This window comes from Streptomyces sp. GQFP (assembly GCF_021545335.1).
In the GTDB taxonomy this organism is placed as follows: domain Bacteria; phylum Actinomycetota; class Actinomycetes; order Streptomycetales; family Streptomycetaceae; genus Streptomyces.
Map to the genome: position 1 here is coordinate 74,726 of NZ_CP089312.1, position 25,243 is coordinate 99,968.

Genomic DNA, 25,243 nt, shown 5'->3' on the forward strand with positions numbered 1-25,243 from the left:
TTTCACGTGGTGGACGGTGCGCGCTGTTCAACTCTGCCCGGCCCGGCAGGTTGCGCACCCCCGCGAGTTCTAGGGGTAGCCGGGGAAGGGCTGGACGCCCATGAGCACCGCGCCCGCGCCGTCGTACATGCCCTCCTGGAGGAAGGCGTGTTGCGGTACGACCGAGGCGTCGCGCAAGTGGCGCTGGAGAGGGCTGTCCTCGGCGACGGCGTCGATGCCGCCGAGTTGGTAGGCGGTCCGGACGACCTCGAAGGAGGTCTTGGCGAGGTGCGCGGAGGCCAGGCGCAGCATGCTCGCCCGGTCGGCGGTGACGGGGTCGCCCGCGCTGACCATCGCCCATGCCTCCTCCGTGGCCTCGTAGAAGAAGGCGCGTACGGACCGGAGTTGGGCCTCCGCCCGGCCGATCGCGATGCGGTAGGTGGCGCGTTCGGCGGGTTTGGGGGCGCCGGTGTAGCCGGACCTGCCGCCCTGTGCGATGACGTGGTCGAGGGCGGCGCGGGCGACACCGAGGCCGACGACGGCCAGGACCTGGGAGGCGTAGGGGACGGTCGGGTAGCGGTAGAGGGGTTCGTCGACGGTGGCGGCGCCGCCGCGGACGAACGTCCACTCCTCGGGTACGACGGCCCCTTCGACCACCAGGTCATGGCTGCCGGTACCGCGCAGGCCGATGACGTCCCAGTTCTCGGCGATCCTCACCCGGTCGGGTCGCAGTACGGCGGTGAGGGGCCGTCCCGCCTTGTCCGCACCGGCCTTGATGCCGACGCCGAGGAGGTCCGCGCCCATGCAGCCGCTGGCGAACCTCCATCGGCCCGAGACCCGGTAGCCGCCCTCGACACGTTCGGCGGGTTGTACGGGGAACAGGCCGCCCGCGAAGGCGACATCGGGTCCGTCGGTGTACAACTCGGCCTGGGTGTCGAGCGGCAGGCCGGCCAGGTAGACGCCGGAACAGCCGAAGCTCGCGACCCAGCCGGCCGAGCCGTCGACGACCGATATCCGCTCGATCAGGCGAAGGAACTCCGCGGGCGGAAGGGCGTCGCCGCCGAAGCGCCGGGGCACGCTCGCCCGGTAGAGTCCCGCGTCCTTGAACACGGCGATCACCTCGCGCGGAACATGCCGTTTCTCCTCGAACTCGGCCCGCCGCTCCTCGACCACGGCCAGCACCCGGTCCAGCTTCGGCCCTGAGGAGTCCGGCGCCTGTGTCATGAGAACAACCCCCTCGTATCGCCCTGCCAGGACGCCAAGTTCGTCGTCTGTTCGTCAACGCGCGGCTCGGCCGCGTTCGGTGGAGCCCGATCAAAGATTCGAGGGGGCAAACACCGCAAGGCGGCACATCCGGATTCGCCGGACCCTCGTCCGTTCGGCGGTCTACCGTACAGACATGCCGCGCTGCCCGCCGCGGTCGGACGAGGAGGAATCCCGTGTCATCGCCCTGTGACCCCCAGTACGCTCCCGCCGGCGACGTGGGGGCGGCGCTCATGGTGGTCGACTCCCGGATCAAAGCGATCCACGACGGCAAGACCGACACGGGCCCGGAACAGCAGCAGCTGATCCAGCAGTACGCCGCCACCTTGGGTCCCGAGGGAGTCGACGCGCTGGTGGACGGGGCGTGCACCCTCATCTACATGTTCATGGAGTGGCTGAGGAAGGCCCACGAGGACCACGACAAGGACGTCATCGAGTACGTGGTGCCCACCCTCGTGGCCACGATGCGCATGATGCCCAAGACCTTCCGGCCCGAGGTCATCCCCACCATGGCCGGCCTGGTCGTCGCGGCCAGCACCGGTCTGAGCCCCAACCTGTGGCGTGCGCAGTACGGGCTCTGGACCGACGCCGAGATGAATCCCCTGGAGGCCACGGCGGTCCTGCTCGCGGAGCACATCAACCGGATCGCCGAGGACCACGACTACGCCACCCGTCTGATCACCGACGCGCTGTCCAGGGCGGACGAGGACCTGGACTGACGCGCGGTGTCCGCTCAGGTGTGCCAGTGGTAGCGCCGCTCGGGGCGTCCCGTCTGCCCGTACCGCAGGGTCACCACCGCCTGGCCCGTGACGCTGAGGTATTCGAGGTAGCGGCGCGCGCTGACGCGGGAGATGCCGACCCGCGTCGCGCACTCGGCGGCGGACAGGGTTCCGTCGGCCGCGCGCAGTGCGCGTTGGACGAGTTCGGCGGTCTCCACGCTCATGCCCTTCGGCAGTGTCGGCGTCACCGTCGGCGCCGCCACCCGTCCCAGCGCGCGGTCCACGTCGGCCTGCCCGCTGACCGTGGCGGCGTGCAGATTGCCGCGCCGGGCGCTGTAGCGCTCCAGCCTGTGCTTGAGGTCGTCGGCGTCGAAGGGTTTGAGCAGGTAGTCGACCACCCCCTGGCGTACGGCGCCCCGGACCGCCTCGGCCTCGCGGGCCGCGCTGATCACCAGCACGTCGCAGTCCTGGGCCGCCGTCCGCAGCCTCGGGATGACATCCAGGCCGAACATGTCGGGCAGATACAGGTCGAGCAGCACCAGGTCGGGCTGCAGCTCGGCGGCGGCGGAGAGTGCCTGTTCCCCGCAGTTCGCCGACCCGACCACGCGGAAGCCTTCCACGCCATCGACGAAGCCCCGGTGGATCCGCGCCACCATGAAGTCGTCCTCGACCACCAGGACGTCGATCATCGGACCTCCTCCGTCTCCCGATCGGTGAGCTGACCCACGGACATCCGGGCCGTGAACACGGCACCGGGATGGGTGTTGGCCACCGACACCTCGCCCCCTCTGCGGGTGCAGACCAGCCGGGTGAGCGCCAGACCGATCCCCCGGTCGCCGCCCTGCGCGGCCTTGGTGGTGAAGCCCTGGGAGAACACCTCCTGGGCCAGCTCGGGGGCCACACCCGGGCCCGAGTCGCGCACCACTATCTCCACGCTCGACGCGTCCTGGCGCAGTTCGACCTCCACCCAGGCCTCGTCCGCGTGGTCCGGGGCCGCGGCGGCGTCGAGGGCGTTGTCGACGAGGTTGCCGACCACCGTCGCCACGTCCGCGGAGTCCGTCGGCTCCAGCCGGTCCAGGGCCGTCAGTTCCGATATGCGCAACTGCACCCGGCGCTCCGCCGCGAGCGCCGACTTCGCCGTGAGCAGCGCGGCGACGGCATGGTCACGGACCCGGCTGGTGAGGGTCAGGTCGAGCGACTCGCGGTGCTTGCGCAGGGCGCGGACGTACCGTACGACCTCGTCGTGCTCGCCGATCTGGATCAGCCCGGAGATGGTGTGCAGTTGGTTGGAGAACTCGTGGGCCTGGGCGCGCAGCAGTTCGGTGCTGCTGCGGAACGAGCCCAACTCCCTTTCCAGCTGGGCCAGTTCGGTGCGGTCGCGCAGGGTCGTCACCGAGCCGAGCCGGCGGCCGTCCTTGGTGACGTCCATCCGGTTCATCACCAGTACCCGGCCCCGGCGTACGACCACCTCGTCGCGTCGCTCGCTGTCGTGCTCGGCGTCCTGCTCGCCGCCGGTCCCGGCCAGGACGTCGTACAGCCTGCCCTCGATGCCGAGGTCGGCGAGGCTCATCCCGACGCAGTCCTCGGGCAGGTCGAGCAGTTTGCGGCCGACCTCGTTGACCAGGGTGAGCCGCAGGTGCGGGTCGAGCGAGATCACGCCCTCGGCGATCCCGAACAGCATGGCCTCCCGGTGCTCGGCGAGGCCCGCGATCTCGCGGGGTTCGAGGCCGAAGGTCTGGCGTTTGATCCGCCGGGCCAGCAGCCAGGACCCGGCGACCCCCAGCACGCTCGCGATGCCGAGATAGGCGAGCAGATACGACGAGGCTCCGCTCAGCCGCTGCCAAACCGTCGGTGAGACGCGTCCGATCATGACCGTGCCGAGATGCTCGCCGACGTGATCCAGGTCCTCGCCGAGCACCGGGACCTGGGCGACCAGCTCGCGGACCCCGTCCACCGGCAGCTCCCCGGACCAGCCGCGCGCCTGCGCGACGCTGGGCCCGTCGACCGGGAGCCGGGTCCCGACCAGGGTGGGGTTGGTGGAGGCGACGATCCTGCCGTGTTCGTCGGCGACCGTGACGGAGGTGACGTTCGACCGGGTCAGTGTGGTCTGCAGGAGCGGGGCGAGGGTCTCACCGGGGGCGGGACGGACGAGCTGGGTGCGCAACAGTGGGTTTCCGGCCATCTCCTCGGCGAGGGCACTCACCCGTCGGCCCTCGACCCGGTCGAACGTCGCCCGCGACTGCGCGAGCGACACCGCGGCGACCGCGAACAGCACCATCACCACGCCCGTGAGCTGCAAAACCAGCAGCTCACCGGCGAGCGTATGACGGCGTGACACAACGACCACTATGAACTCAACCTTCAATGGTCACACAAGGCAGACGGGGTGTCCCCCGAGCCGCACAATCATGGCGCCGGACTCGCCCAAGCGAAAGAGATGAGCCATGAGAACTCGCAGAGCCGCACTTCTCTCAGCTCTTGCCACTGTGTCGATACTCGCCGTGAGCGCCTGCGGTGCCACCGCGGAGAAGGAGGACTCCGGGAGCGGAAGCACGGGCGGCAAGCCCGTCACCGGTCTGCGGATCATGGTCCCCAACACCCCGGGCAGCGGGTACGACGTCACCGCCAGGACCGTCGCCCAGGTGATGCAGGACTCCAAGGTGGCGTCCGGGGCCCAGGTGTACAACCTGCCCGGGGCCGGCGGCACCGTGGGCCTCCAGCGGCTGGTGAACGAGAAGGGCAACGGCAAGCTCGCCATGCAGATGGGGCTGGGGGTCGTCGGCTCCTCGTACACCTCGAAGTCGGCGGCGACGCTCACCGACACCACGCCGCTCGCCAAGCTGATCGAGGAGGCCGGCGCGATCGTCGTGTCGAAGGACTCCCCCTACAAGACGATCGACGACCTGGTCACCGCGTGGAAGAAGGACCCCAAGAAGGTCGCCGTGGGCGGCGGCTCGTCGCCGGGCGGTCCGGACCACCTCCTGCCGATGCAGCTGGCGAAGGCGGTCGGCATCGAGCCGAAGGACGTCAACTACGTCTCGTACGACGGCGGCGGTGAGCTGCTGCCCGCCATCCTCGGCAACAAGATCGCCTTCGGTGCCAGCGGGTTCGGTGAGTTCCTCGACCAGATCGAGGCCGGGCAGGTGCGGGTGCTGGCGGTGACCAGCGAGAAGCCGATCGACGCCGTCAAGGACGCCCCTACGCTCAAGGACTCGGGGATCGACCTGGTCTTCACCAACTGGCGCGGGATCGTCGCCCCTCCCGGGATCACCGACGAGCAGACGAAGACCTGGATCGACTCCCTCACCACGATGCACGACTCGGCGCAGTGGAAGTCCGAGCTGACCAAGCGTGGCTGGACCGACGCGTTCGTCACCGGTGACGACTTCGGCTCCTTCCTCACGGAGCAGGACAAGTCCGTCGCCGACCTGCTGACCGAGCTCGGTCTGGCATGAGTTCCCAGGTCGACGAACGGAGCGTCGAGGACGCCCGTCCGCCGCAGGGCAAGGACCGCGCGCAGTACGGCGTGTGCGCGTTCCTCGTCCTGGTGGGCATCGCGGTGATCGTGGACGGCCTCGGCATCCCGCACATCACCAGCAGCACCGACCCGGTGGGCCCGCGCGCGGTCCCCGTGATCCTGGGCGTACTGCTCCTGCTGGTCGCGGTGGCGTACGCGGTCGACGTGGCCCGGGGCGGCCATGGTGAGCCGGAGGCAGGCGAGGACGTCGACCTGTCGCAGGGCACGGACTGGCGCACGGTACTGCTGCTGATCGGCGCGTTCGTGGTGAACGCGGTGCTGATCGAACGGCTCGGCTGGGTGATCAGCGGCGCACTGCTGTTCTGGGGAACGGCGTTCGCCCTCGGCAACCGGCACTACGTACGCAATCTGCTGATCGCGGTGACGCTGTCGCTCACCTCGTTCTACGCCTTCGCGATCGGGCTCGGTGTGAACCTCCCGGCCGGTGTGCTGCAAGGAATCCTCTGATGGACAACCTGAACAACCTGATGCAGGGCTTCGAGGACGTCGTCGCCCCGATGAACCTGCTGCTGGCGCTGATCGGCGTCCTGGTCGGCACCGCGGTGGGCGTGCTGCCGGGCATCGGCCCGGCGATGACCGTGGCCCTGCTGCTGCCGATCACCTACGGCATGGAGCCGGTGCAGGCGTTCATCATGTTCGCCGGGATCTTCTACGGCGGTATGTACGGCGGCTCGACGACCTCGATCCTGCTGAACACTCCCGGGGAGTCGTCCTCGGTGGTGACGGCCATCGAGGGCAACAAGATGGCCAAGGCGGGCAAGGCGGCGCAGGCCCTCGCGACCGCCGCGATCGGTTCCTTCGTGGCGGGCACGATCGGCACCCTGCTGCTGGTGCTGGTCACCCCGTTCGTGGTGGACTTCGCGGTCAGTCTGGGCGCGCCGGACTACTTCGCTCTGATGCTGCTGTCCTTCATCGCGGTCACGTCCGTGCTGGGCGCGTCCCGCATCCGCGGCCTGATCTCCCTGCTGCTGGGTCTGACGATCGGTCTGGTCGGCATCGACACGGTGTCCGGGCAGCAGCGGCTCACCCTGGGCGTGCCCCAACTGGCCGACGGCATCGACGTGGTCGTCGTCGCCGTCGGGATCTTCGCCGTCGGCGAGGCACTGTGGGTGGCCGCGCATCTGCGGCGCAAGCCCGTCGAGATCATCCCGGTCGGCAGGCCGTGGATGGGCAGGAAGGACTGGAAGCGGTCCTGGAAGCCGTGGCTGCGCGGTACGGCGTTCGGCTTCCCGTTCGGCGCACTCCCGGCCGGCGGCGCCGAGATCCCGACCTTCCTGTCGTACGCGACGGAGAAACGGCTGACCAAGCACCCGGAGGAGTTCGGCAAGGGCGCCATCGAGGGCGTCGCCGGTCCCGAGGCCGCGAACAACGCCTCGGCGGCGGGCACGCTGGTCCCGATGCTGGCCATCGGCCTCCCGACGAACGCGACGGCGGCGGTCATGCTGGCGGCCTTCCAGTCGTACGGCATCCAGCCAGGGCCGCTGCTGTTCGAGCGGGAGGCGAGCCTGGTCTGGGTACTGATCGCCAGCCTGTTCGTCGGCAACCTGATGCTGCTCCTGCTGAATCTGCCGCTCGCACCGGCCTGGGCGAAACTGCTGCAGATACCTCGCCCCTATCTCTACGCGGGGATCCTGTTCTTCGCGTCGATGGGCGCGTACGCCGTCAACGCCCAGCCCCTGGACCTGTTCCTGCTGCTGACGCTGGGGCTCCTCGGCTTCGCGATGCGACGGTTCGGGCTGCCGGTGCTGCCGCTGATCATCGGCGTCATCCTCGGCCCACGAGCCGAACTGCAGGGCCGGCGCTCGCTGCAGCTGTCGGGCGGCGAACTGTCGGGCCTGGTGGGCGGACCGGTCTCCTACGCGGTGTACGCGGTGATCGTGCTGGTGCTGGTCTGGCCGCTGGTGCGGCGGCTTGCCGTACGTCGGCTGCCCGAGCGAACTGCCTGAGAGTGCCTGAGAGGAAGAGCAGACATGACCGTACTGGTCGGATACGTACCCTCACCCGAGGGTGAGGCCGCGCTACGGGCGGGGATCGACGAGGCCCGGCTGCGCGGCGAGAAACTGCTGGTGGTGAACACCTCGCGCGGCGACGCCTATGTGGACCCGCGGTTCGCGCAGGAGCCGGATCTGGCTCATGTGCGGGAGGATCTCGCCGCGCTGGGCATCGAGTTCGACATCCGCCAGGTGCTGGGCGGGGGCGACGCCGCCGCGGAGATCATCGAGCTGGCGGAGAAGCTGGACGTGTCCCTCGTGGTGATCGGCCTGCGGCGCCGGAGCGCGGTCGGCAAGCTGATCACGGGCTCGGCCGCGCAGCAGATCCTGCTGGGCACCGAATGCCCGGTCCTCGCCGTGAAGGCGGCGGTGTAGGCATGGTGTGGAGAACCTTCGGGTGGTCGTTCGCCGTCACGGTGGCGGGCCTGGTCTTCGCCGCGTGGCAGTGGGGGTGGGAGGCGTTCGGGATCGTGCTGATCCTGTCGGTCCTGGAGATCTCGCTGTCCTTCGACAACGCGGTGGTCAACGCCGGAATCCTCAAGAGGATGAACGCCTTCTGGCAGAGGCTCTTCCTCACGGTCGGCATTCTGATCGCGGTGTTCGGTATGCGGCTGGTGTTCCCGGTCGTGATCGTCGCCATCAGCGCGAAGGTGGGTCCCGTCGAGGCGGTCGAACTCGCCATCGACAACCCCGGCCGGTACGAGGACCTCGTCACCGATGCCCACCCGGCGATCGCCGCCTTCGGTGGCATGTTCCTGCTGATGATCTTCCTCGACTTCATCTTCGAGGACCGCGACATCAAATGGCTCGGGTGGCTGGAGCGCCCGCTGGCCAGGCTCGGCAAGGTCGACATGCTGTCGGTCTGCGTCGCGCTGATCGTGCTGCTGGTCTCCGCGACGACCGTCGCCACCCACGCGCACATCAGCACGGGGCACGCGGACAAGTCGGCCACGGTGCTGCTCTCCGGAGTCGCCGGGCTGATCACATACATGGTCGTCGGCGGTCTCTCCGGATACTTCGAGGACAGGCTCGAGGACGACGAGGAACACGAACACGAGGAAGAGGAGAAGGCCAGGGCCGAGGGCAAACCGGTCTCGGTGGCCGCCCTCGCCGGAAAGGCCGCCTTCTTCCTCTTCCTCTACCTCGAAGTCCTCGACGCGTCCTTCTCCTTCGACGGTGTGATCGGCGCCTTCGCCATCACCAACCACATCTTCTGGATGGCGCTCGGCCTGGGCATCGGCGCGATGTACGTCCGGTCACTCACCATCTACCTGGTCCGCCAGGGCACCCTCGACGACTACGTCTACCTGGAGCACGGCGCCCACTACGCGATCGGCGCCCTCGCCGGCATCCTCCTCGTCACCATCCAGTACGAGATCAGCGAGATCATCACCGGCCTGGTCGGCGTCATCCTGATCGCGGCCTCGTTCCTGTCGTCGGTACGTCGTAACCGGGCTCTTGCGACGGCGGAGGGGAACTGAGCGCGACCGAGAGCCGGATCAGGATGGCGCCGACCAGGATGTGCAGCGAACTCGTGAGCAGGGACTCCGGCAGCGAGGTCAGGAAGGCGAACAGGGGCAGGACGACGGCGTACCCCCACGACGGGACCCTCGGGAACACCCGCGCGCGGAGCATGGCCGCCCCGAACAGGGCGCAGCCCACGGCGAAGACGGCCGCGGAGCCGATGAGCACGGGGACCGTGGGGCCGGTCAGGGTCTCGTCCAGGACCTCCTCGTCGAAGTAGAACAGCACCAGGTTCCCGGCGAACGCGGCCCCGCCGAACAGGCCGAGCCCGACGAGGTTCACGGTGTGGGCGATGTCCCCGAAGCGGTCGGCGGCCGGGCTCTGCCGCCGGTGCAGCGCGGTGAGCAGCGGCAGGGCGAACGCCGGGGACAGGGCGAGCGGGACGCTGGTCGCGGAGGTCTCCCCGGTGAAGATCTCGACCAGCGCGGGCAGGGCGATCAGCAGACCGGCCAGCACTCCGCAGAGGGCGCCGGCACGCAGTGTGGTTGACGTGATGGGCGAGGACATGGGACCGCTCCGGTTGCTCGGACAGTGGGTCAGGGCGGCAACCGTAGGGAGCGGGCGACCTGCGGCGGGAGGTGCGGGGCGGCGACATCGGGAGCCGGAGGTCACCATCTCCCAGGCGGTGTACGGCCGTTCGGCATGTGCCGATCGGCCAGGGTTCCTTCACCGGGGTCCCTCGGGGGCGGCCTGCGCCTTAGCCTGGCGACAGCGGGTGAGGGGGTGTCATGGCGGCGTATGTGCCCGTGCGGTGGGTGGCGCCGCTGCTGTACGGCGCGGTGCTCGTCGGCGGTCTGTACTACGCGGCGGCCGGTCTGGGCGAGGGCCCGGGGCCGTCGGGGTGGCGGACGGCCGGGTTCGTCGCCGCAATCGGGGCGCTGTTCGCCCTGGAGGCGGCGGTTCGGCGACGGCCCGCGTCCCGGGTGCCGGCGCTGCTGGCGCGGTGCGGTCTGATCGTCACGGTGGTGCTCCTCGACGCCTCAGGGCTGTCCCAAGTGCTGTTCGTGCTGCTGCCGTTCACCGCCTACTTCGCCTTCGGCCGCACGACCGCGCTCACCCTGGGCGCCCTCTGTCTTGCGGGGCTGCTCACCTCGTACGTGCTGACCGCACCGGGTTGGTACCGCGACCTCGAACACGTCTCCGATCTGCTGATGCTCACCGTCGGTCTGGTGCTGGCGCTCTCCATGGCCGCCGTGGCCGTCGGCGAGCAGCGGGCGCGGCTCGAACTGCAGGAGTACGCCGACCGGGTCGCCGCGCTGTCCGCCGCCGCCGAGCGCAACCGGCTGGCCCGGGACATCCACGACAGCCTCGGTCACCATCTCACCGCGATGTCCGTGCAGTTGGAGATGGCCTCGGACTTCCGGGCCCTGGACCCCGACGCGGCCCAGCGGGCACTGAACGAGGCGCGGCAATCGGTGCGGCTCGCGCTGGGCGACGTACGGCAGTCGGTGCACGCGCTGCGCGACGAGACCGTGCGGCCCGCGCTGTCGGACGCGCTGGTCGGCCTGGCACGCGAAGGCGGCCCGCCGCCGCAGGTCACCGTCGAGGTGAGCGGCGACGAGGACGGCTACGGCACGGCCGAGCTGACGGCCCTGTACCGGGCCGCGCAGGAGGGTGTGACCAACGCGCGCCGCCATGCGCTGGCCTCGCGGGTGACGGTGGTGGTCCGGCTGACCGGGGACGCCGCGCGGCTGGTGGTGACGGACGACGGCCGGGGCTTCGCACCGGCCACAGCAGCCGGCGGGTTCGGGCTCGTCGGGATGCGGGAACGGGTGCAACTGGTGGCCGGGAGGGTGGAGATCGACAGCGGGCCGGGTGCCGGTACCCGGCTTACGGTGACGGTTCCGCGCAGGCGGACGGGGGTGACGTGACATGGCCCAAGAGCTGGCACCGACGCCGGTACGGGTGCTGGTGGTGGACGACCAGCGGCTCATCCGGGACGGCATCGCCTCCCTGCTGTCCATCCGGCCGGGCATCGAGATCGTCGGTACGGCGGTCGACGGCCGGGACGCCGTCGCGAAGGCCCTCGAACTGGGCCCGGACGTCGTCCTCATGGACGTACGGATGCCGCAGATGGACGGCGTCGAGGCGGTGGCCGTCCTGCGCGGCCGGGCCCCGGAGTGCCGCGTGGTGATGCTGACGACGTTCGACGACGAGGAGTACGTCGTCCAGGCACTGCGCGCCGGAGCCCACGGCTACCTCCTCAAGGACCTCCCCGCGGAGGAACTCGCCCACGCGGTACGCCTGGCACACGCGGGCGTCACCCAGCTCGACTCCTCCGTCGCCCGTCACCTCACAGCCGCCCTGCCGTCCCCCTCCCCCGTCGGCGCACCTCCCGCCGTGTCGCTGAGCCCGCGCGAGACGGACATCTTGCGGCTCCTGGCACACGGCCACACCAACCGTGAGATCGCCGCCCGTCTGTACGTCAGCGAGGGCACGGTCAAGAACCACGTCTCCCGCATCCTCACGCGCCTCGCTCTGCGCGACCGCACCCAGGCGGCGCTCCGGGCGCGGGACCTCGGCCTTTTGTGAAGCTCGTACGGGCCAAATGCAGTGCAAACGACGGAAACGGCACGCGGATGTGTCGTACGGCGGCCATGGTCAGGCCGCATCTGCGCAGGAGCGTCACACAGGCTGCACACACCCCCTGGAAAGCCTCGCTACCTTTGCTCGCGACTCGCTCCCCCGTGCGAAAGTGAACACAGGAAGACCCCAGATGGACTACTGCTCCACGTGTCGTCGGCATCTCAACGGCGCCCTCGTATGCCCCGGGTGCGGCGCCTACGCCCCGGACATCGCTCCCCTCGCCGTCGGAACGCGGGCCCCATACTCCACGACGGGTGGGGCAGAACGGCAGGCCTCCGCCGCCCCGTGGAACGAGGTGGATTCCGGCGCCGAGGCCCCCGGCCGGGCGCCGCGGGAGCAGCCGTACGACGACTCGGACGTCCCGGTTCCTCCCGCGCCTGTGGGCCGGGCGGCACGGCGTCGTCAGCGGGAACGCTGGAAGAAGACGCAGCGCAGGGCCCTGGTCGCCACCGCGGTCGCCCTGGTCGGCGGAGGCATGACCGTCTCCTCGCTGAACCGCCAGTCCACGGAGCGGACGCAGGCGGCCACCGCGCCTGACCGGGAGGTCATGGGGATCGCGGAGGAGGAGGCCACGGACTCCGTTCCGGTCCCTTCGACGCCGACCGACACCACCCAGCGGGCCGAGCGCACCTCGCCGCTCACCACCGGCTCCTCCACGGCGAACGCGCCGCACGAACAGTCCGCCGTCACGCCCGTGGCCACGCCGACGGCCCCGACGGCGGTCCAGCAGGACAGCGTCAAGGTTCCGTTGACGGCGGCGACGACCTCGGCCGCGTCGCAGACGGCCTCCGCGGTGTCCGGTGCCACGGACACCGTCACGGAGACGACGGCCTCGCCCACCCCCGCGGCGACCGACAGCACCAGTACGTCGGACACGGGCACTTCGTCGGCGACTCCCTCGCCGTCCGAGTCGTCCTCGTCCTCGCCGTCGGAGATCTGTCTGCTCGGGCTGGTCTGCATCAGCTGATCCCACGGCGCGGAGTCGGTCAGTCCTTGGCGGGTGACACGTCGGTCACCCTGCCCTGGGTGTCCGCCTCCAGGAAGCCAGCTCCGTACTCGTCCGAGAGGTAGACGGCTATCTCGGCAGGGGTGTCGCGCGAGGTGTCGGGCAGCCTCAGCGACAGGTAGCGGTACTCCGGATCGTCGACGTTCAGCTTCTTGTCCGCCTCCGCGAGGAGCACGGGAAGCCTGTCCCAGTTGAAGATGTCGAGATCGACCGGCTGTTCACTGGTGGACAGGGTGCCCGCGGATGTGCCCTTCTCCACGCCTTCGCCGGGATGGTACGAGTACTCGTCGTACTTGGTGTCGCTGCCGTTGACCATCATGCTGGCCGTCACGGAGTCCGGGTACGCGAGGAAGGAACCGAACCTGTTCCGCCCGCTCTTCTCCTTGAGCGCCTTGATGGCGGTGCGGACGCCGTCCGGGGTGAGCAGCGAGGCGCTCTCGGTACCCCCGGACTGCTCGGCATCCGGGGCGGCGATGGTCTGTGACGCGCTCGACCCTGGAGACGATGTGGATGTCGGGGCGCCCGATGCCGCGTCACCCGAGTCGCCGCCGAAGGGCAGCAGCCACCACAGCAGGGCAGCCGTGAGCGTGGTTCCCGACACGCCGAGCAGGGCTGTCAGGCCGGGCACACGTCTGTGTGCCGGCGGTACGGGTGCGGTGGTCCGCGGGGCCGAGGCGGGGGACGGCGGGGCCAGCGGGTAGGAGGTGGGTTGGTGCCGCTCGGCCGTCGGTTGGGCCGGGGGCGCCGATTCGATGGCGGCCAGCTGTCGGTCCAGCACCGCTGTGGACGGCCGTGCCGCGGGGTCCCGTACGAGGACGCCCATCAGCACCGGGCCCAGGGCTCCGGCCCGGACCGGCGGTGGCACGTCGTCGTGGAGGACCGCGGCGAGGGTGGCCAGGGTGCTGGCGCGGCGCAGCGGGTGGTGGCCCTCGACGGCGGTGTACAGCATCATCGCCAGCGACCACAGGTCGGAGGCGGCGCCGCCCTCGTGGCCCGAGATGCGCTCGGGGGCCATGAAGTCGGGCGTACCGATGATGGAGCCCGTGGCGGTGAGGCCGGTCGCCTCGCGGATCGCGGCGATGCCGAAGTCGGTGAGCACCGGGCGCCCGTCGGGCCGCAGGAGGACGTTGGCGGGCTTGACGTCCCGGTGCTGGATACCGGCGTCGTGCGCCGCGGTCAGCGCGGCCAGTACTCCCCGGCCGGTCCGTGCCGCCTCGTCGGTCGGCATCGGGCCCTTGGCCAGCCGGTCGGCCAGCGAGCCGCCGCTGACCAGTTCCATGACGAGCCACGGGTAGGTGCCCTCGCCGCCGTCGACGATGTGGTGGATGGTGACGACGTTGGGATGGTCGATCCGGGCCAGGGCCCTGGCCTCGCGCAGCACCCGCTCGCGCAGCATCCGCGCGCCCTCGGGGTCGTACTCGGCGAGGTCCCGGTCGGGCGGGCGGACCTCCTTGACGGCCACCAGTCGGTGCAGCACCACGTCCCTGGCCCGCCAGACGGTCCCCATCCCGCCTCCGCCGAGACGGGCCTCCAACTCGAAGCGCCCGTCGACGATCCGCCGTCCGGAGCCTCTGTCTGCCTCACTCATGGACGGGAGCCTAGACGCCACCACCGACAACGCTCACCGCACCCCTCACCGGCCCCGATCCCCGTCGTACGCTGACTCCCGCACGGACGGAGAGGAGGCCGCGATGGCCGAGACGGCGTTGGCCGAGGTGATGGCCGAACTGGCCTCGCTGGAGGACCCCACCTCCTGGCGCTCCTGATCTGCCGCCCGAAGGCGTTCGAGCGGGACGAACTGGACGCCATACTGCGTGACGCGCGCACCCCCAAGGTGCACGACTGGCTCGTGAACTACGTGGTGAAGAAGAGCCCGTACGCCGAAGAGCTGCGCGTGAGTTGGTTCGCCGATCCGGATCCCGTGGTCGCGAGTGCCGGCTGGGCGCTGACCACGGAACGTGTCGCGAAGAAGCCCGAGAGTCTCGACCTGACGGGGCTGCTCGACGTGATCGAGGCCGAGATGAAGGACGCCCCCGAGCGGCTGCAGTGGGCGATGAACCACTGCCTGGCCCAGATCGGGATCGAGCACGCCGAACTCCGTGCCCGTGCCCTCGACATCGGTGAGCGCCTGGAGGTGCTCAAGGACTATCCGACCTCGCCGGGCTGTACGTCTCCGTTCGCGCCCACCTGGATCGCCGAGATGGTGCGTCGGCAGGAGGTCAAGCAGGAAGCCCGTTGAGTCCTCGTATCCAAGTCCCTTCCGAGTCCTTGACGGGGCCGGTTCAGGCTCCCACCGTGCCGTCGACGCCCTCGCGCAGGAAGTCCGCGTGCCCGTTGTGGCGGCCGTACTCCAGGAGCACATGGACCATCACCATCCGCAGCGAGACCTCCTCCTCCCATCGCGGCTGATACCCGGCCAGGTCCAGGGAGTCGGCCTCCCGCTCGATACGGCGCGAGTTCTCCACCTCGGCCTCCCAGGCAGTGAACGCCTCTTCCCTCGTCGAGGCGCTCGCGTCGTACGCCGCCTGGAAGTCGATCCGGTCGGACCAGACCATGGGGGCGTCGTTGTCCTCGAACACCCGGCGGAACCAGGCACGTTCCACCTCCGCCATGTGCCGCACCAGGCCGAGCAGCGACAGCGTGGACGGGGGCATCGAGCGCTGCTTCAACTCCTCGTCGGTGAGCCCCTCGCACTTCATGGCGAGGGTCGCCCGGTGGTAGTCGAGAAAGGCCCGCAGCATCTCGCGTTCGCTGCCGAAACTGGGCGGTCCTGTGCGGGTGTCGCTGGTCACCGGTCGTGCTCCTCGTCCGTGCCCGTATGAAGATTTTGCGAGTGTACGGGGATCACATGAACCACGTCCCACCTGCGCGAAGTCCGCATTGTCCGCCCGTGCGGCCCACCGGAAACTCGGCGTTCATCCACCCCCGATCTCGGCCGCCCGGACACGGGTCCGCTGCGCGCCGGCCTCCTGGAGCGCCTCGGTCCCGCACCCCTGCCCGTTCAGCGATCTGAACCGGCAGTCCTGCCGTCCATGTAAAGGTCCACGGGAAATAGCCCTGCGCGACCCCTTTCCCACTCACAGGCGTCCATGGCATGCTCACCGGTCGACGCAATCCTGAACGTCGTTCACATCCATGACCGGATCCATGGGAAGGGCGAACGGACATGAGAAACGCGCACACGGACACACCCGTCATCAGGGATGTCATGGGCATGACCAGACGGGCTCTGCTGGGAAGCGCGGTCGCCGTCGCGGCCGGTGCCGGGACCTCGGCGGCAGCCGATGCGGGTTCGGCCGAAATCCCGCTCCTGTGGCGGGAGTTCAGCCGCACTCCCTTCACCCACCCGCAGATCCCGTACATCGGCCGAGCCGGTTTCCGCGGCGGGGCGGCGCACTTCCCCCGCCGCCCCGCCGTCGCCGACGTTCGGGACTTCGGCGCCATGGCGGGCGGTACGACAGACTCTGCTCCCGCGATCAACCGCGCCATCGCCGCTGTCGGCAGGGCCGGTGGCGGCACGGTGACCGTCCCGCCGGGCACGTTCCGGATCGACGACATCATTCGCGTGAACCGCTCGAACGTGACCCTGAAGGGTGCCGGCAGCGGCCGTACGACGTTGTACGCGACGAAGAACCTCACCGAACTCATCGGCGTGTACGGCTCCCGCTACGGCGGCGACAAGTCGGGCTGGTCATGGGCGGGCGGTCTGATCTGGCTGGCCCCCGAGGTCCGTTGGAACTCCCTGGTCGCCGCGATCAGGGCGAAGGCCTGGCCCTTCGAGGGCTGGACGGGCAACGGGCGCGACGAGTGGCGGACGCTCACCAAGGTCGCTCCGGCGCGGCAGGGGTCCTGGACGGTGACGGTGTCGGACCCGTCCCGGCTGCGCCCCGGCACGCTGGTGCTGCTGCGCCTCGCCGACGACCCGGACCACACGCTCCTGGAGCACATGTGCGGCGGCGGGCCCGGACCGGAAACCTACGTCTGGGACGACAAGACCAAGCTGACGTCGTACGTCCCCTACGAATGGCCGGTCCGCATCGCCCGGGTCCGTGGCCGACAGGTCACCTTGGAGCGGCCCCTCCCGCTCGACGTACGCCCCGAGTGGGATCCCCGACTGACCACGCACGTACCGGAGTTGACCGGCTCAGGTGTCGAAGGGCTGACCCTGGAGGCCGTGGAGACTCCGCAGCAGCCGCATCTGCTGGACAAGGGGCACAACGGTGTCGTCCTGCAGTGCGCGTACGACTGCTGGGTGGACGACGTGACGGTCCGTCACGTCGACAACGGCTTCGGCCTGGTGGCCGCCTCCGCGTGTACCCTGCGCCGGACACGTGTCACCGGCCGCGGCGCCCATCATCCGTACTTCTGCCGCGAGGGCTCGCACGACAACCTCGTCGAGGACTTCACGATCGACGAGCGCACCAGCCCGGCGCCGTCCGGCACCCAGTTGCACGGCATCAACGTCGAGGGGCTGTCCTCGTACAACGTCTGGTCACGCGGCGACATGCAGGCGGGCACCTTCGACAGTCACCGCGGTCTGCCCTTCGCCAACGTCCGCACCGACATCACCCTGAACAACAACGGCCGCCACGGGGGTGACGCGAGCGCCGGCCCTCTGTTCGGCGCGCGCTTCACCCACTGGAACATCCGCGTCACCAACGCCCGGGCGGGCCTGGTCAGGATCGACGGCCTGGCGCCGTACTCCGCGACCGTCGGCATCGACGAGGTCAGGGAGTTCGAGCAGATCGACGTACCGGATTTCGCCGGTGATCTGCACACGCGACTGGAGCTGTACGGCAGCCCGCACGCGGTCCGGCCGAGGAATCTGCACGCGGCGCAGCGCGCGCTGTAGCGCCGGAGCACCTCACCGCACGTTCACCCATCTGAACGGAGTGGATCCATGAGCGCACTGTCACGCTTGAGCGTCCTCCTGGTGGCTCTCACCGCGTTCGCCACCGGCGCCGCTGTCCCCGCCGCCTCGGCGCATGCCATGCCCAAGGTCCCGCACACCGCCGTACTGGACGGCACCCGGCTCCAGCAGACCAAGCTCCGCCTCGATCGCGGCGACCGTCAACTGCGACAAGCCGTAAGGGCGTTGACGACCCGCGCCGACAAATGGCTGAACCAGGGCCCCTGGACGGTCGTCGACAAGCCACGGCCCGCGCCCGGCGGCGACGTCCACGACTACCTCAGCCAGGCCCCGTACTGGTGGCCCACCACTCCCCCGACCGCCGACAACCCCTGGGGCTGCCCGTACGTGCAGCGCGACGGCGAGCGCAATCCCGAGGTCGACTCCGGCACCGACCGCCAGGACGTCGAGAAGACCTTCGACTCCGTCTACGACCTCTCCCTCGCCTGGTACTACACCGGCCAGAAGCGGTATGCCGAGAAGGCGGGGCAGGTGCTGCGCACCTGGTTCCTCGACCCGGCAACAAGGATGAACCCGAACCTGAACCACGCCCAGTTCATCCCCTGCAGGTTCGACGGCCGGGCCATCGGCATCATCGACTTCTCGCAGTCCTTCACCAGCGTCCTCGACGCGCTCGCCCTGCTCGACACCGGCGCCCCGGGCTGGACCAGGACGGATCGCGTGGGCATGGCGCGGTGGAACAGCGACTTCCTCGGCTGGCTCAGGAACAGCGACTTCGGCAAGGAGGAGGCCGCCGCGACCAACAACCACGGCACCTTCTACGACATGCAGCTCGCCGCCCTCGCCTACGCCACCGGCGACAGGGACCTGGCCCGTCGCACGGTCCTGAACGTCCGGAGCACCCGCATCGCGTCACAGATCGCGTCCGACGGAAGCCAGCCGCAGGAGCTGACCCGGACCAGGAGCTGGCACTATTCGACGTTCTCGCTGGTCGCCCACACGCGGCTCGCGGCCATCGGTCGGCATGTCGGCGTGAACCTGTGGGCGTACCGGGGCCCGGACGGGCAGAGCCTGTTCAGGGCGGTGGACTATCTGCTGCCCTCCGCGACGGGGGCCGCCGCCTGGCCGCATCCGGAACTCGGGTTCCTCCGGTACGCGGCGACCGATGTCGTCCACGCGGCCGCCGACGCCGGTGACGCGCGGGCGCGGCGGGCGGTTCCGTCGCTGGAGGCGCCGCCGGGCGGGGATCTGTGGGTGCTGCGTCCGGCGGCGGAACAGCTGGACTCCATAACATCGCCCCCGAGTGGACCCTAAATACGCATCTCCAATGCAACATTGATAGGGTGTCACCGTGAGGCTGACCAGATACACGGATCTCGCCCTTCGGGCAGTGATGCGCCTGGCCGTCGTGGACGGCGAAGAGCTGCTGACCACAAGGCAGATCGCCGACTCCATGAACGTCCCCTATACGCACATGGCGAAGGCCATCGCCCAGTTGCAGCACCTGGGGGTGATCGAGGCGCGGCGCGGGCGCAACGGTGGGCTGACGCTCACCGATGCGGGGCGGAGCACTCGCGTGGGGGACCTGGTCAGGACGCTGGAGGGGGACCGGGAGACCGTGACCTGCGAGGGTGACGCCCCGTGTCCGCTCGCAGGCGCCTGCCGACTGCGGCGGGCACTGCGGCAAGCACAGGAGGCGTTCTACTCCTCGCTGAACGGCGTGACCGTGGCCGATCTGGTGACGTCACCGACAGGACCGGTGCTGCTGGCGCTGGGCACTCCCCCGAACTGAAGCCTGTTCGCTATCACCGCTCGGACATCGCGACCCCGGCGGCCATGGCGATCAAAAATACGCATCTCACATACCAATTCATCTGCCCATGGCATCCAACAAGGAGTGTGTCCCATGCTCTCTGCTCAGTCGGTCCCCGTCGTACGGGCGACGCTTCCCGTGGTGGGAGCCTCGCTGACCACGATCACGGAGCTGTTCTACCGGCGGCTGTTCGAGGAACGCCCGGAGCTGCTGCGGCAGTTGTTCAACCGGACCAACCAGGCCACCGGCGCCCAGCGCGAGGCACTGGCCGGTTCGGTGGCGGCCTTCGCGACCCTCCTGGTCGAGCGGCCCGACCAACGCCCGGACGTCGTCCTCTCGCGCATCGCCCACAAGCACGTCTCCCTGGGGATCACCCCCGACCAGTACCCCCTGGTCGGACGCCACCTCCTCGGAGCGGTCGCCGAGGTCCTCGGCGATGCCGTCACCCCCGAGGTCGGCGCCGCCTGGGACGAGGTCTACTGGCTGATGGCCAACGCCCTGATCGCCATCGAGGCCCGGCTGTACGCCGAGGCAGGTGTGGAGAACGGCGAGGTGTGGCGGCGCTTGGAGATAGCCGAGCGCCGCCGGGAGTCCGCCGACGCCGTCTCCCTCGTCCTGCGCCGGACCGACGGCCGTCCCACGACGCCCTTCCGGCCGGGACAGTACGTCAGTGTCCGCGTCGAACTGCCCGACGGCGCCCGCCAGATCCGGCAGTACAGCCTGTCCACCGCGCCCGATCACAAGACCTGGCGCATCACCGTCAAGCGGGAGCAGGCCGCCGACGGCACCGTCCCCGACGGCGAGGTGTCGTCCTGGCTGCACGCCAACGCCAAGGTGGGCGACGTCCTCGACGTCTCGCTGCCCGCCGGTGACCTCGTACTGCCGACGACCGGCACCCCTCTCCTTCTAGCCTCCGCCGGGATCGGGATCACCCCCATGCTGTCGATGCTCGACCATCTCGCCCTCACCTCCTCCTCGCGTCGCGTCACCGTCGTCCACGCCGACCGGAGCCCCCTCGACCATGTCCACCGTGACGAACAGGCCGACCTGATCAGCCGTCTGACCAGCGCGGATCTTCATCTGTGGTACGAGAACGACGCCCATCGCTCCCCCGGCACCAACGTCTTCGCCGGCCGTGCCACGCTCGACCACCTCACCCCCGCTCCCGACACCACCGCCTTCCTCTGCGGACCACTGCCGTTCATGCGTGCGGTGCGGGGTGAGCTGCTGACCAAGGGGCTGCACCCCGCCGCCATCCACTACGAGGTGTTCGGACCCGACCTCTGGCTCAGCAAGGGATGAGACCCACTTCTCGCCCACCTTGCTGTCACACGTTGCCGGGTCACCCGGTCATACGTGTGTATCCGTAACACGGCGAGGGAGATCAACGTGGAATCGCGTCTCAACTACTTCGGCCACCCGCTCGCGGGGAAGGTGCTCAAGCACATCAACTCGGCCGGCAAGCTGGTGCAGGACTCGACCCTGCCGACCACGGTCCAGGAGCTGGTGAAGATCCGCGCGAGCCAGATCAACGGCTGCGGCTTCTGCACCGACATGCACACCAAGGAAGCCACCGCGGCCGGAGAGACCCCGCAGCGCCTCCACCTGGTCGCCGCCTGGCGTGAGGCCAAGGTCTTCACCGAACCCGAGCGCGCCGCACTGGAACTGGCGGAACAGGGCACCCGTATCGCCGACGCGGCCGGCGGGGTCACCGACGAGGCCTGGGCGAACGCGGCCAAGCACTTCGACGAGGACCAGCTCGTCGCCCTGATCTCCCTCATCGCCGTCATCAACGCCTACAACCGCATCAACGTCATCAACCAGCAGCCTGCCGGGGACTACCAGCCTGGTCAGTTCGGCTAACCCCCTCCGGCCAGGCGCACACGGTCCGTCTCCACGCCGCCCCGACCTACGGCGTGGAGACGGACTCAGTCGTGCGCGGGTCAGACCGCGGGACGCGGTGCCCGCAGATGGGCCCGCGCGGCCAGTTCGTCCTCGTCGACGAACGTGAGCATCGGCTGGCCCGGTGCGCAGAGCATGGTCACGACGAACCGGCAGGGCGCGTCCGTCAGGGCGTTGCCGTCCTGGTAGTGGATGACGTCGCCGCCCGGCTCCCAGAAGGTCTCCCCGGCCTTGACCACCCGCTCCGGTTCACCCTCCAGCTCGAAGCGCACCGCGCCCTCGATCACGTACCCGAAGGCCGGTCCCGAGTGACGGTGCGGCGGGCTGCCGACGTTGCCGGGCGGCCACTCGACCAGAAGGGTCATCCCCGAGGCGCCTTCGGGGATATGGGGCGGCGTGACGTCCTGGATCACCTTCGCCGCGGTCATCCAGGCCTCGTTGGTTGACACTGTTGCACCTCCGTGGACTCCTGCATCCGGTGTTTTCACACCCTTTCTCGACGAGGAGACCGGATACGCCCCGGTCCTGTGACAGTCGCCGTGCGAGTCGATGTCACAACAGTGGTACGTGGCCTGTCGTATGGGCAGGAGAAAGGGGATCCAGATGAAGGTAGTTGTCGCGGGAGCCACCGGCCGGATCGGCTCCAGGACGATGATGCGGCTCCGGGACCACGGTGTGGAGGTCGTGCCCGTGTCCCGCCGCCACGGTGTCGACGTGATCACCGGGGACGGTCTCGACGAGGCACTGCGGGACGCCGAGGTACTGGTGGACGTCACCGACGCGCCCGCGCGCACCGAGGGGGCGGGGCTCCAGTTCTTCCGTACCGCCACGACCAACCTCCTGGGCGCGGCGGTCGCGGCCGGTGTCGAGCACCATGTGGTCCTCTCTGCCGTGGGGGCCGATCTGCTGTGGTCGGACTACTTTCGCGCGAAGCTGCTCCAGGAGGACATGGTGCGCAGTTCGCCGGTTCCGCACTCGATCGTGCGGGCCACACCGTTCTTCGAGTCCATCGAGGCCATGGTGGAGAAGAACACGGTCTACGACCACGTACACGTCGCGCCGGTCCTCGTCCCTCCCGTGTCGACAGAGGACGTCGCTGTCGCCGTCGCCCATGTCGCCGTAGGGCTCCCGCTGTTCGGCGTCACAGAGGTCGCCGGGCCCGAGATGCGTCACCTCGACGAGCTGGCGGACGAGGTGCTGGTCGCCCGTGGTGACAAGCGGGTTGTCGTCCCGGACGCGCAGGCCCGGTACTTCGGTGCCGAGTTGAGGGAACGGACCCTGGTGCCCCGGACGAACCCCCGCGTGGGCCATCTGTCGTTCGCCGAGTGGCTGGCGCGGCCCGTCGTGCACGCCCAGGGGTGATCGCGTCGTGAGCGAACTCGACCAACTGCCCGACCGTGACGCGGAGGAGACCGCCGAATGGCAGGCGTCGCTCGACGCCGTCATCCGGCACACCGGGCCCGAGCGCGCCGTGTATCTGCTGCGGCGCGTGCACGAGTACGCGGCCAGGTCCGGGGTGGCCCTCCCGGGGCTGCTGTCCTCGGACTACATCAACACCATCCCGGCGTCCGCCCAGCCCGCCTTCCCCGGTGACCTCGCCATGGAGTCCCGGATCACCGCGCTGAACCGGTGGAACGCGGCCGCGATGGTGACCCGTGGTTCACGTCTGGGGCTGGGCGGCCACATCGCGACCTACGCGTCGGCGGCTTGGCTCTACGAGGTCGGGTTCAACCATTTCTTCCGGGGCAAGGACGGCGATGGTTCTGGGGACCAGCTGTATCTCCAGGGGCATGCATCCCCCGGGATCTACGCACGGGTGTTCCTGGAGGGGCGGCTGAGCGAGGAGCAGCTGGACGGTTTCCGGCGCGAGGCCGACGGTCACGGGCTGCCGTCGTACCCGCATCCCCGGCGGCTGCCGTGGCTGTGGGAGTTCCCGACGGTCTCGATGGGGCTCGGCCCGCTCGCCGCCGTCTACCAGGCCAGGTTCAACCGCTATCTCCTCAACCGGGGGATCAAGGACACGTCCGGGTCGCGGGTGTGGGCCTTCCTGGGCGACGGGGAGGTGGACGAGCCCGAGTCGACGGCCGCGCTGGAACTCGCCGCCCGTGAGGACCTCGACAACCTCACCTTCGTCGTCAACTGCAATCTGCAACGCCTTGACGGTCCGGTGCGGTCCAACTCCAAGATCGTGCAGGAACTGGAGGCACGGTTCCGGGGCTCCGGCTGGCATGTCGTGAAGACCCTGTGGGGCGAGGCCTGGGACTCCGTGCTCGGGCAGGACGTGGACGGCTCCCTCGTCCGCCGGCTCGGCGAGACACCCGACGCCCAGCTCCAGACGTACGCCGCACGGGACGCCACGTACATCCGCAAGCACTTCTTCGTCGGCGACGAGTTGTCGCACCTCGCCGCGGGTCTGAGCGACGCGCAGCTCACCGAGTTGTTCGAGAACTCCCGGGGCGGTCACGAACCGCTCAAGGTGTACGCCGCCTACCGGGCCGCCGTCGAGCACAGGGGGCAGCCGACCGTCGTCCTCGCCCAGACGGTGAAGGGCCACACCCTGGGGTCGGCGTTCGAGTCCCGCAACGCCAACCACCAGATGAAGAAGCTGACGATGGCCCAGTTCCGTGAGATGCGCGACGCGCTGGAACTCCCCATCCCGGACAGCGCGTTGAGCGGTGACCTGGTGCCGTACTGGCACCCCGGTGAGGACTCGGAGGAGGTGCGCTACCTCCGCGAGCGGCGTACCGCGCTGGGAGGCCCCGTTCCGCTGCGGCGGGTGGTGGCCAAGCCACTGCCGGAGCCGCCGACCGACCCGTTCGACGTCCTCCGAAAGGGCTTCGGCAAGCAGGAAGTGGCCACCACCATGGCCCTGGTCCGGCTGGTCAAGGACCTGATGCGCGTCGAGGGGACGGGGCCGCGCTGGGTGCCGATCATCCCCGACGAGGCACGGACGTTCGGCATGGAGTCCCTGTTCCCAACGGCCGGGATCTACTCGCCGAAGGGCCAGACCTACGAGCCGGTCGATGTCGACCAGCTGCTCCACTACCGGGAGGCCACGGACGGCCAGCTCATCGACGAGGGCATCACCGAGGCCGGGTCGCTGGCCGAGTTCACAGCCGCCGCGACGTCGTACGCCACGCACGGCGAACCCATGATCCCCTTCTACATCTTCTACGCCATGTTCGGATTCCAGCGCACGGGCGACCAGTTCTGGGCCCTGGCGGACCAGATGGGCCGCGGCTTCGTCGTCGGGGCGACGGCGGGCCGTACGACGATGACCGGCGAGGGACTCCAGCACGCCGACGGGCACTCCCATCTGCTGGCCTCCACGAATCCGGCCGCCGTGAGCTACGACCCGGCCTTCGCGTACGAGATCGCGGTGATCGTCCGGGAAGGGCTGCGGCGCATGTACGGCGAGGCGCCCGAGGACGTCTTCTACTACCTGACGGTCTACAACGAGCCCAAGCGGCAACCGGCGATGCCCGGCGGGCCGGACGTCGAGGAAGGCGTCCTGCGGGGCATATATCCCTTCCGGCCGGTGCAGCCGCACGTCACGGGCCCGCGCATCCAGCTGCTGGCGTCCGGCACGGCCATCCACTGGGCCCTCAAGGCCCAGGAACTCCTCCTCTCCCAGTGGGGAGTCCACGCCGGCGTCTGGTCGGTGACGTCCTGGACGGAACTGCGCCGCGACGCCCTGTGCGTCGACCGGGCGCGGCTGCGGGGCGAGGAGCGCGTCCCGTACGTGACGGCCGCGCTGTCCGGCGTACAGGGGCCCGTGCTCGCGGTCAGCGACTGGATGCGGCAGGTGCCCGACCAGATCAGCCAGTGGGTCGAGCAGGACTACTCGTCACTCGGCACGGACGGCTTCGGACTGTCGGACACCCGTGACGCCGTACGCCGTTACTTCCGCGTGGACGCCGAATCGATCGTCGTCGCCGCCCTGGACCAGCTGGCGCGGACCGGCGCGGTCGATGCGGAAACGGTCGTGCGAGCGCGCGACCGCTACGACTGGCAGGGCTGAACACCTCGTCGAAGGCACGGCGCGTCGAAAG

The 25,243-nt window shown here is 69.7% G+C and carries 24 protein-coding genes and 1 pseudogene; 18 read left to right on the forward strand and 7 right to left on the reverse strand.

The genetic code is table 11. The features are described from left to right. Positions 1-69 precede the first annotated feature (69 nt). Positions 70-1,203 (reverse strand): acyl-CoA dehydrogenase family protein, encoded by a 1,134-nt coding sequence (locus tag LUX31_RS00365; RefSeq protein ID WP_235472490.1) that lies wholly within the window; start codon positions 1,201-1,203, stop codon positions 70-72. A gap of 215 nt (positions 1,204-1,418) precedes the next feature. On the opposite strand from LUX31_RS00365, the gene LUX31_RS00370 reads away from it, so the two are divergent. Further along, entirely contained in the window at positions 1,419-1,961 is a 543-nt protein-coding gene (locus LUX31_RS00370) for a hypothetical protein (RefSeq protein WP_235472491.1), read from the forward strand. 14 nt (positions 1,962-1,975) lie between these two features. Here LUX31_RS00370 and LUX31_RS00375 read toward each other — a convergent pair whose 3' ends face one another. Both LUX31_RS00375 and LUX31_RS00380 read right to left on the reverse strand, forming a co-directional pair. Next, on the reverse strand, positions 1,976-2,650 hold the full coding sequence (locus LUX31_RS00375) for a response regulator (protein ID WP_235472492.1): 675 nt from the start codon (positions 2,648-2,650) through the stop codon (positions 1,976-1,978). Then, the gene (locus LUX31_RS00380) at positions 2,647-4,239 is read right to left on the reverse strand and encodes a sensor histidine kinase (protein ID WP_235479741.1); all 1,593 of its coding nucleotides are present in this window, start codon (positions 4,237-4,239) and stop codon (positions 2,647-2,649) included. Before LUX31_RS00380 ends, LUX31_RS00375 begins: the two co-directional genes overlap by 4 nt. Before the next feature lie 166 nt (positions 4,240-4,405). On the opposite strand from LUX31_RS00380, the gene LUX31_RS00385 reads away from it, so the two are divergent. From LUX31_RS00385 to LUX31_RS00405, 5 genes are read left to right on the forward strand one after another with little or no spacing between them, the layout of a single operon-like run. Further along, positions 4,406-5,416: a Bug family tripartite tricarboxylate transporter substrate binding protein gene (locus tag LUX31_RS00385; protein ID WP_235472493.1), complete on the forward strand. Its 1,011-nt coding sequence runs from the start codon at positions 4,406-4,408 to the stop codon at positions 5,414-5,416. After that, positions 5,413-5,946, forward strand: coding sequence for a tripartite tricarboxylate transporter TctB family protein (locus LUX31_RS00390; protein WP_235472494.1), 534 nt, complete (start codon positions 5,413-5,415; stop codon positions 5,944-5,946). Before LUX31_RS00385 ends, LUX31_RS00390 begins: the two co-directional genes overlap by 4 nt. Next, positions 5,946-7,445 carry a tripartite tricarboxylate transporter permease gene (locus LUX31_RS00395; RefSeq protein ID WP_235472495.1) on the forward strand — a complete coding sequence of 500 codons (1,500 nt, stop codon included), beginning with the start codon at positions 5,946-5,948 and terminating at the stop codon, positions 7,443-7,445. Before LUX31_RS00390 ends, LUX31_RS00395 begins: the two co-directional genes overlap by 1 nt. 24 nt (positions 7,446-7,469) lie before the next feature. Further along, positions 7,470-7,865, forward strand: coding sequence for a universal stress protein (locus tag LUX31_RS00400; RefSeq protein ID WP_235472496.1), 396 nt, complete (start codon positions 7,470-7,472; stop codon positions 7,863-7,865). Positions 7,866-7,867: 2 nt separating this feature from the next. Then, entirely contained in the window at positions 7,868-8,971 is a 1,104-nt protein-coding gene (locus LUX31_RS00405; RefSeq protein WP_235472497.1) for a DUF475 domain-containing protein, read from the forward strand. On the opposite strand, the gene LUX31_RS00410 is transcribed toward LUX31_RS00405, so the two are convergent. Next, complete coding sequence (locus tag LUX31_RS00410) at positions 8,898-9,521, reverse strand: hypothetical protein (protein WP_235472498.1); 624 nt, start codon at positions 9,519-9,521, stop codon at positions 8,898-8,900. The two genes, LUX31_RS00405 and LUX31_RS00410, sit on opposite strands and share 74 nt — an antisense overlap. Before the next feature lie 221 nt (positions 9,522-9,742). Here LUX31_RS00410 and LUX31_RS00415 point away from each other — a divergent pair, with 221 nt between their 5' ends. The 3 genes from LUX31_RS00415 to LUX31_RS37755 all read left to right on the forward strand — a co-directional run bounded on the left by LUX31_RS00415 (position 9,743) and on the right by LUX31_RS37755 (position 12,567). After that, on the forward strand, positions 9,743-10,885 hold the full coding sequence (locus tag LUX31_RS00415; RefSeq protein WP_235472499.1) for a sensor histidine kinase: 1,143 nt from the start codon (positions 9,743-9,745) through the stop codon (positions 10,883-10,885). 1 nt (position 10,886) lies between these two features. Continuing rightward, positions 10,887-11,546, forward strand: coding sequence for a response regulator (locus LUX31_RS00420; protein ID WP_235472500.1), 660 nt, complete (start codon positions 10,887-10,889; stop codon positions 11,544-11,546). Positions 11,547-11,730: 184 nt separating this feature from the next. After that, a complete protein-coding gene (locus LUX31_RS37755; RefSeq protein ID WP_443045908.1) occupies positions 11,731-12,567 on the forward strand; it encodes an SCO2400 family protein in 837 nt (278 codons plus the stop codon). A 19-nt stretch (positions 12,568-12,586) separates the two neighbouring features. On the opposite strand, the gene LUX31_RS00430 is transcribed toward LUX31_RS37755, so the two are convergent. After that, positions 12,587-14,194, reverse strand: coding sequence for a serine/threonine-protein kinase (locus tag LUX31_RS00430; RefSeq protein ID WP_235472502.1), 1,608 nt, complete (start codon positions 14,192-14,194; stop codon positions 12,587-12,589). On the opposite strand from LUX31_RS00430, the gene LUX31_RS37760 reads away from it, so the two are divergent. Beyond that, positions 14,193-14,372 (forward strand): hypothetical protein, encoded by a 180-nt coding sequence (locus LUX31_RS37760; RefSeq protein ID WP_443045909.1) that lies wholly within the window; start codon positions 14,193-14,195, stop codon positions 14,370-14,372. The genes LUX31_RS00430 and LUX31_RS37760 overlap by 2 nt on opposite strands. Beyond that, positions 14,357-14,845, forward strand: a pseudogene (locus LUX31_RS00435) (DNA alkylation repair protein); the annotation flags it as partial. The gene LUX31_RS37760 and the pseudogene LUX31_RS00435, both read left to right, overlap by 16 nt. A 43-nt stretch (positions 14,846-14,888) precedes the next feature. Here LUX31_RS00435 and LUX31_RS00440 read toward each other — a convergent pair. Further along, the gene (locus LUX31_RS00440; protein ID WP_235472503.1) at positions 14,889-15,398 is read right to left on the reverse strand and encodes a DinB family protein; all 510 of its coding nucleotides are present in this window, start codon (positions 15,396-15,398) and stop codon (positions 14,889-14,891) included. Between the two features lie 416 nt (positions 15,399-15,814). On the opposite strand from LUX31_RS00440, the gene LUX31_RS00445 reads away from it, so the two are divergent. From LUX31_RS00445 to LUX31_RS00465, 5 genes are all read left to right on the forward strand, one after another. Beyond that, positions 15,815-17,458, forward strand: a complete 1,644-nt coding sequence (locus LUX31_RS00445; protein ID WP_235479742.1) for a glycoside hydrolase family 55 protein — start codon at positions 15,815-15,817, stop codon at positions 17,456-17,458. 48 nt (positions 17,459-17,506) lie between these two features. Continuing rightward, positions 17,507-18,790 (forward strand): alginate lyase family protein, encoded by a 1,284-nt coding sequence (locus LUX31_RS00450; protein WP_235472504.1) that lies wholly within the window; start codon positions 17,507-17,509, stop codon positions 18,788-18,790. 37 nt (positions 18,791-18,827) lie between these two features. Further along, the gene (locus LUX31_RS00455; RefSeq protein WP_235472505.1) at positions 18,828-19,268 is read left to right on the forward strand and encodes an RrF2 family transcriptional regulator; all 441 of its coding nucleotides are present in this window, start codon (positions 18,828-18,830) and stop codon (positions 19,266-19,268) included. Between the two features lie 114 nt (positions 19,269-19,382). Beyond that, the gene (locus LUX31_RS00460) at positions 19,383-20,591 is read left to right on the forward strand and encodes a globin domain-containing protein (RefSeq protein WP_235472506.1); all 1,209 of its coding nucleotides are present in this window, start codon (positions 19,383-19,385) and stop codon (positions 20,589-20,591) included. Between the two features lie 87 nt (positions 20,592-20,678). Next, positions 20,679-21,152: a carboxymuconolactone decarboxylase family protein gene (locus tag LUX31_RS00465; RefSeq protein ID WP_235472507.1), complete on the forward strand. Its 474-nt coding sequence runs from the start codon at positions 20,679-20,681 to the stop codon at positions 21,150-21,152. An 80-nt stretch (positions 21,153-21,232) separates the two neighbouring features. Here the strand turns inward: LUX31_RS00465 and LUX31_RS00470 are convergent, their stop codons facing one another. Next, complete coding sequence (locus LUX31_RS00470) at positions 21,233-21,619, reverse strand: cupin domain-containing protein (protein WP_235479743.1); 387 nt, start codon at positions 21,617-21,619, stop codon at positions 21,233-21,235. Positions 21,620-21,794: 175 nt separating this feature from the next. Here LUX31_RS00470 and LUX31_RS00475 point away from each other — a divergent pair, with 175 nt between their 5' ends. Together LUX31_RS00475 and aceE are read left to right on the forward strand one after the other, a co-directional pair. After that, positions 21,795-22,553, forward strand: a complete 759-nt coding sequence (locus tag LUX31_RS00475) for an SDR family oxidoreductase (RefSeq protein WP_235472508.1) — start codon at positions 21,795-21,797, stop codon at positions 22,551-22,553. A 7-nt stretch (positions 22,554-22,560) separates the two neighbouring features. Beyond that, complete coding sequence (gene aceE, locus LUX31_RS00480; RefSeq protein ID WP_235472509.1) at positions 22,561-25,212, forward strand: pyruvate dehydrogenase (acetyl-transferring), homodimeric type; 2,652 nt, start codon at positions 22,561-22,563, stop codon at positions 25,210-25,212. The last annotated feature ends 31 nt before the right edge of the window (positions 25,213-25,243 follow it).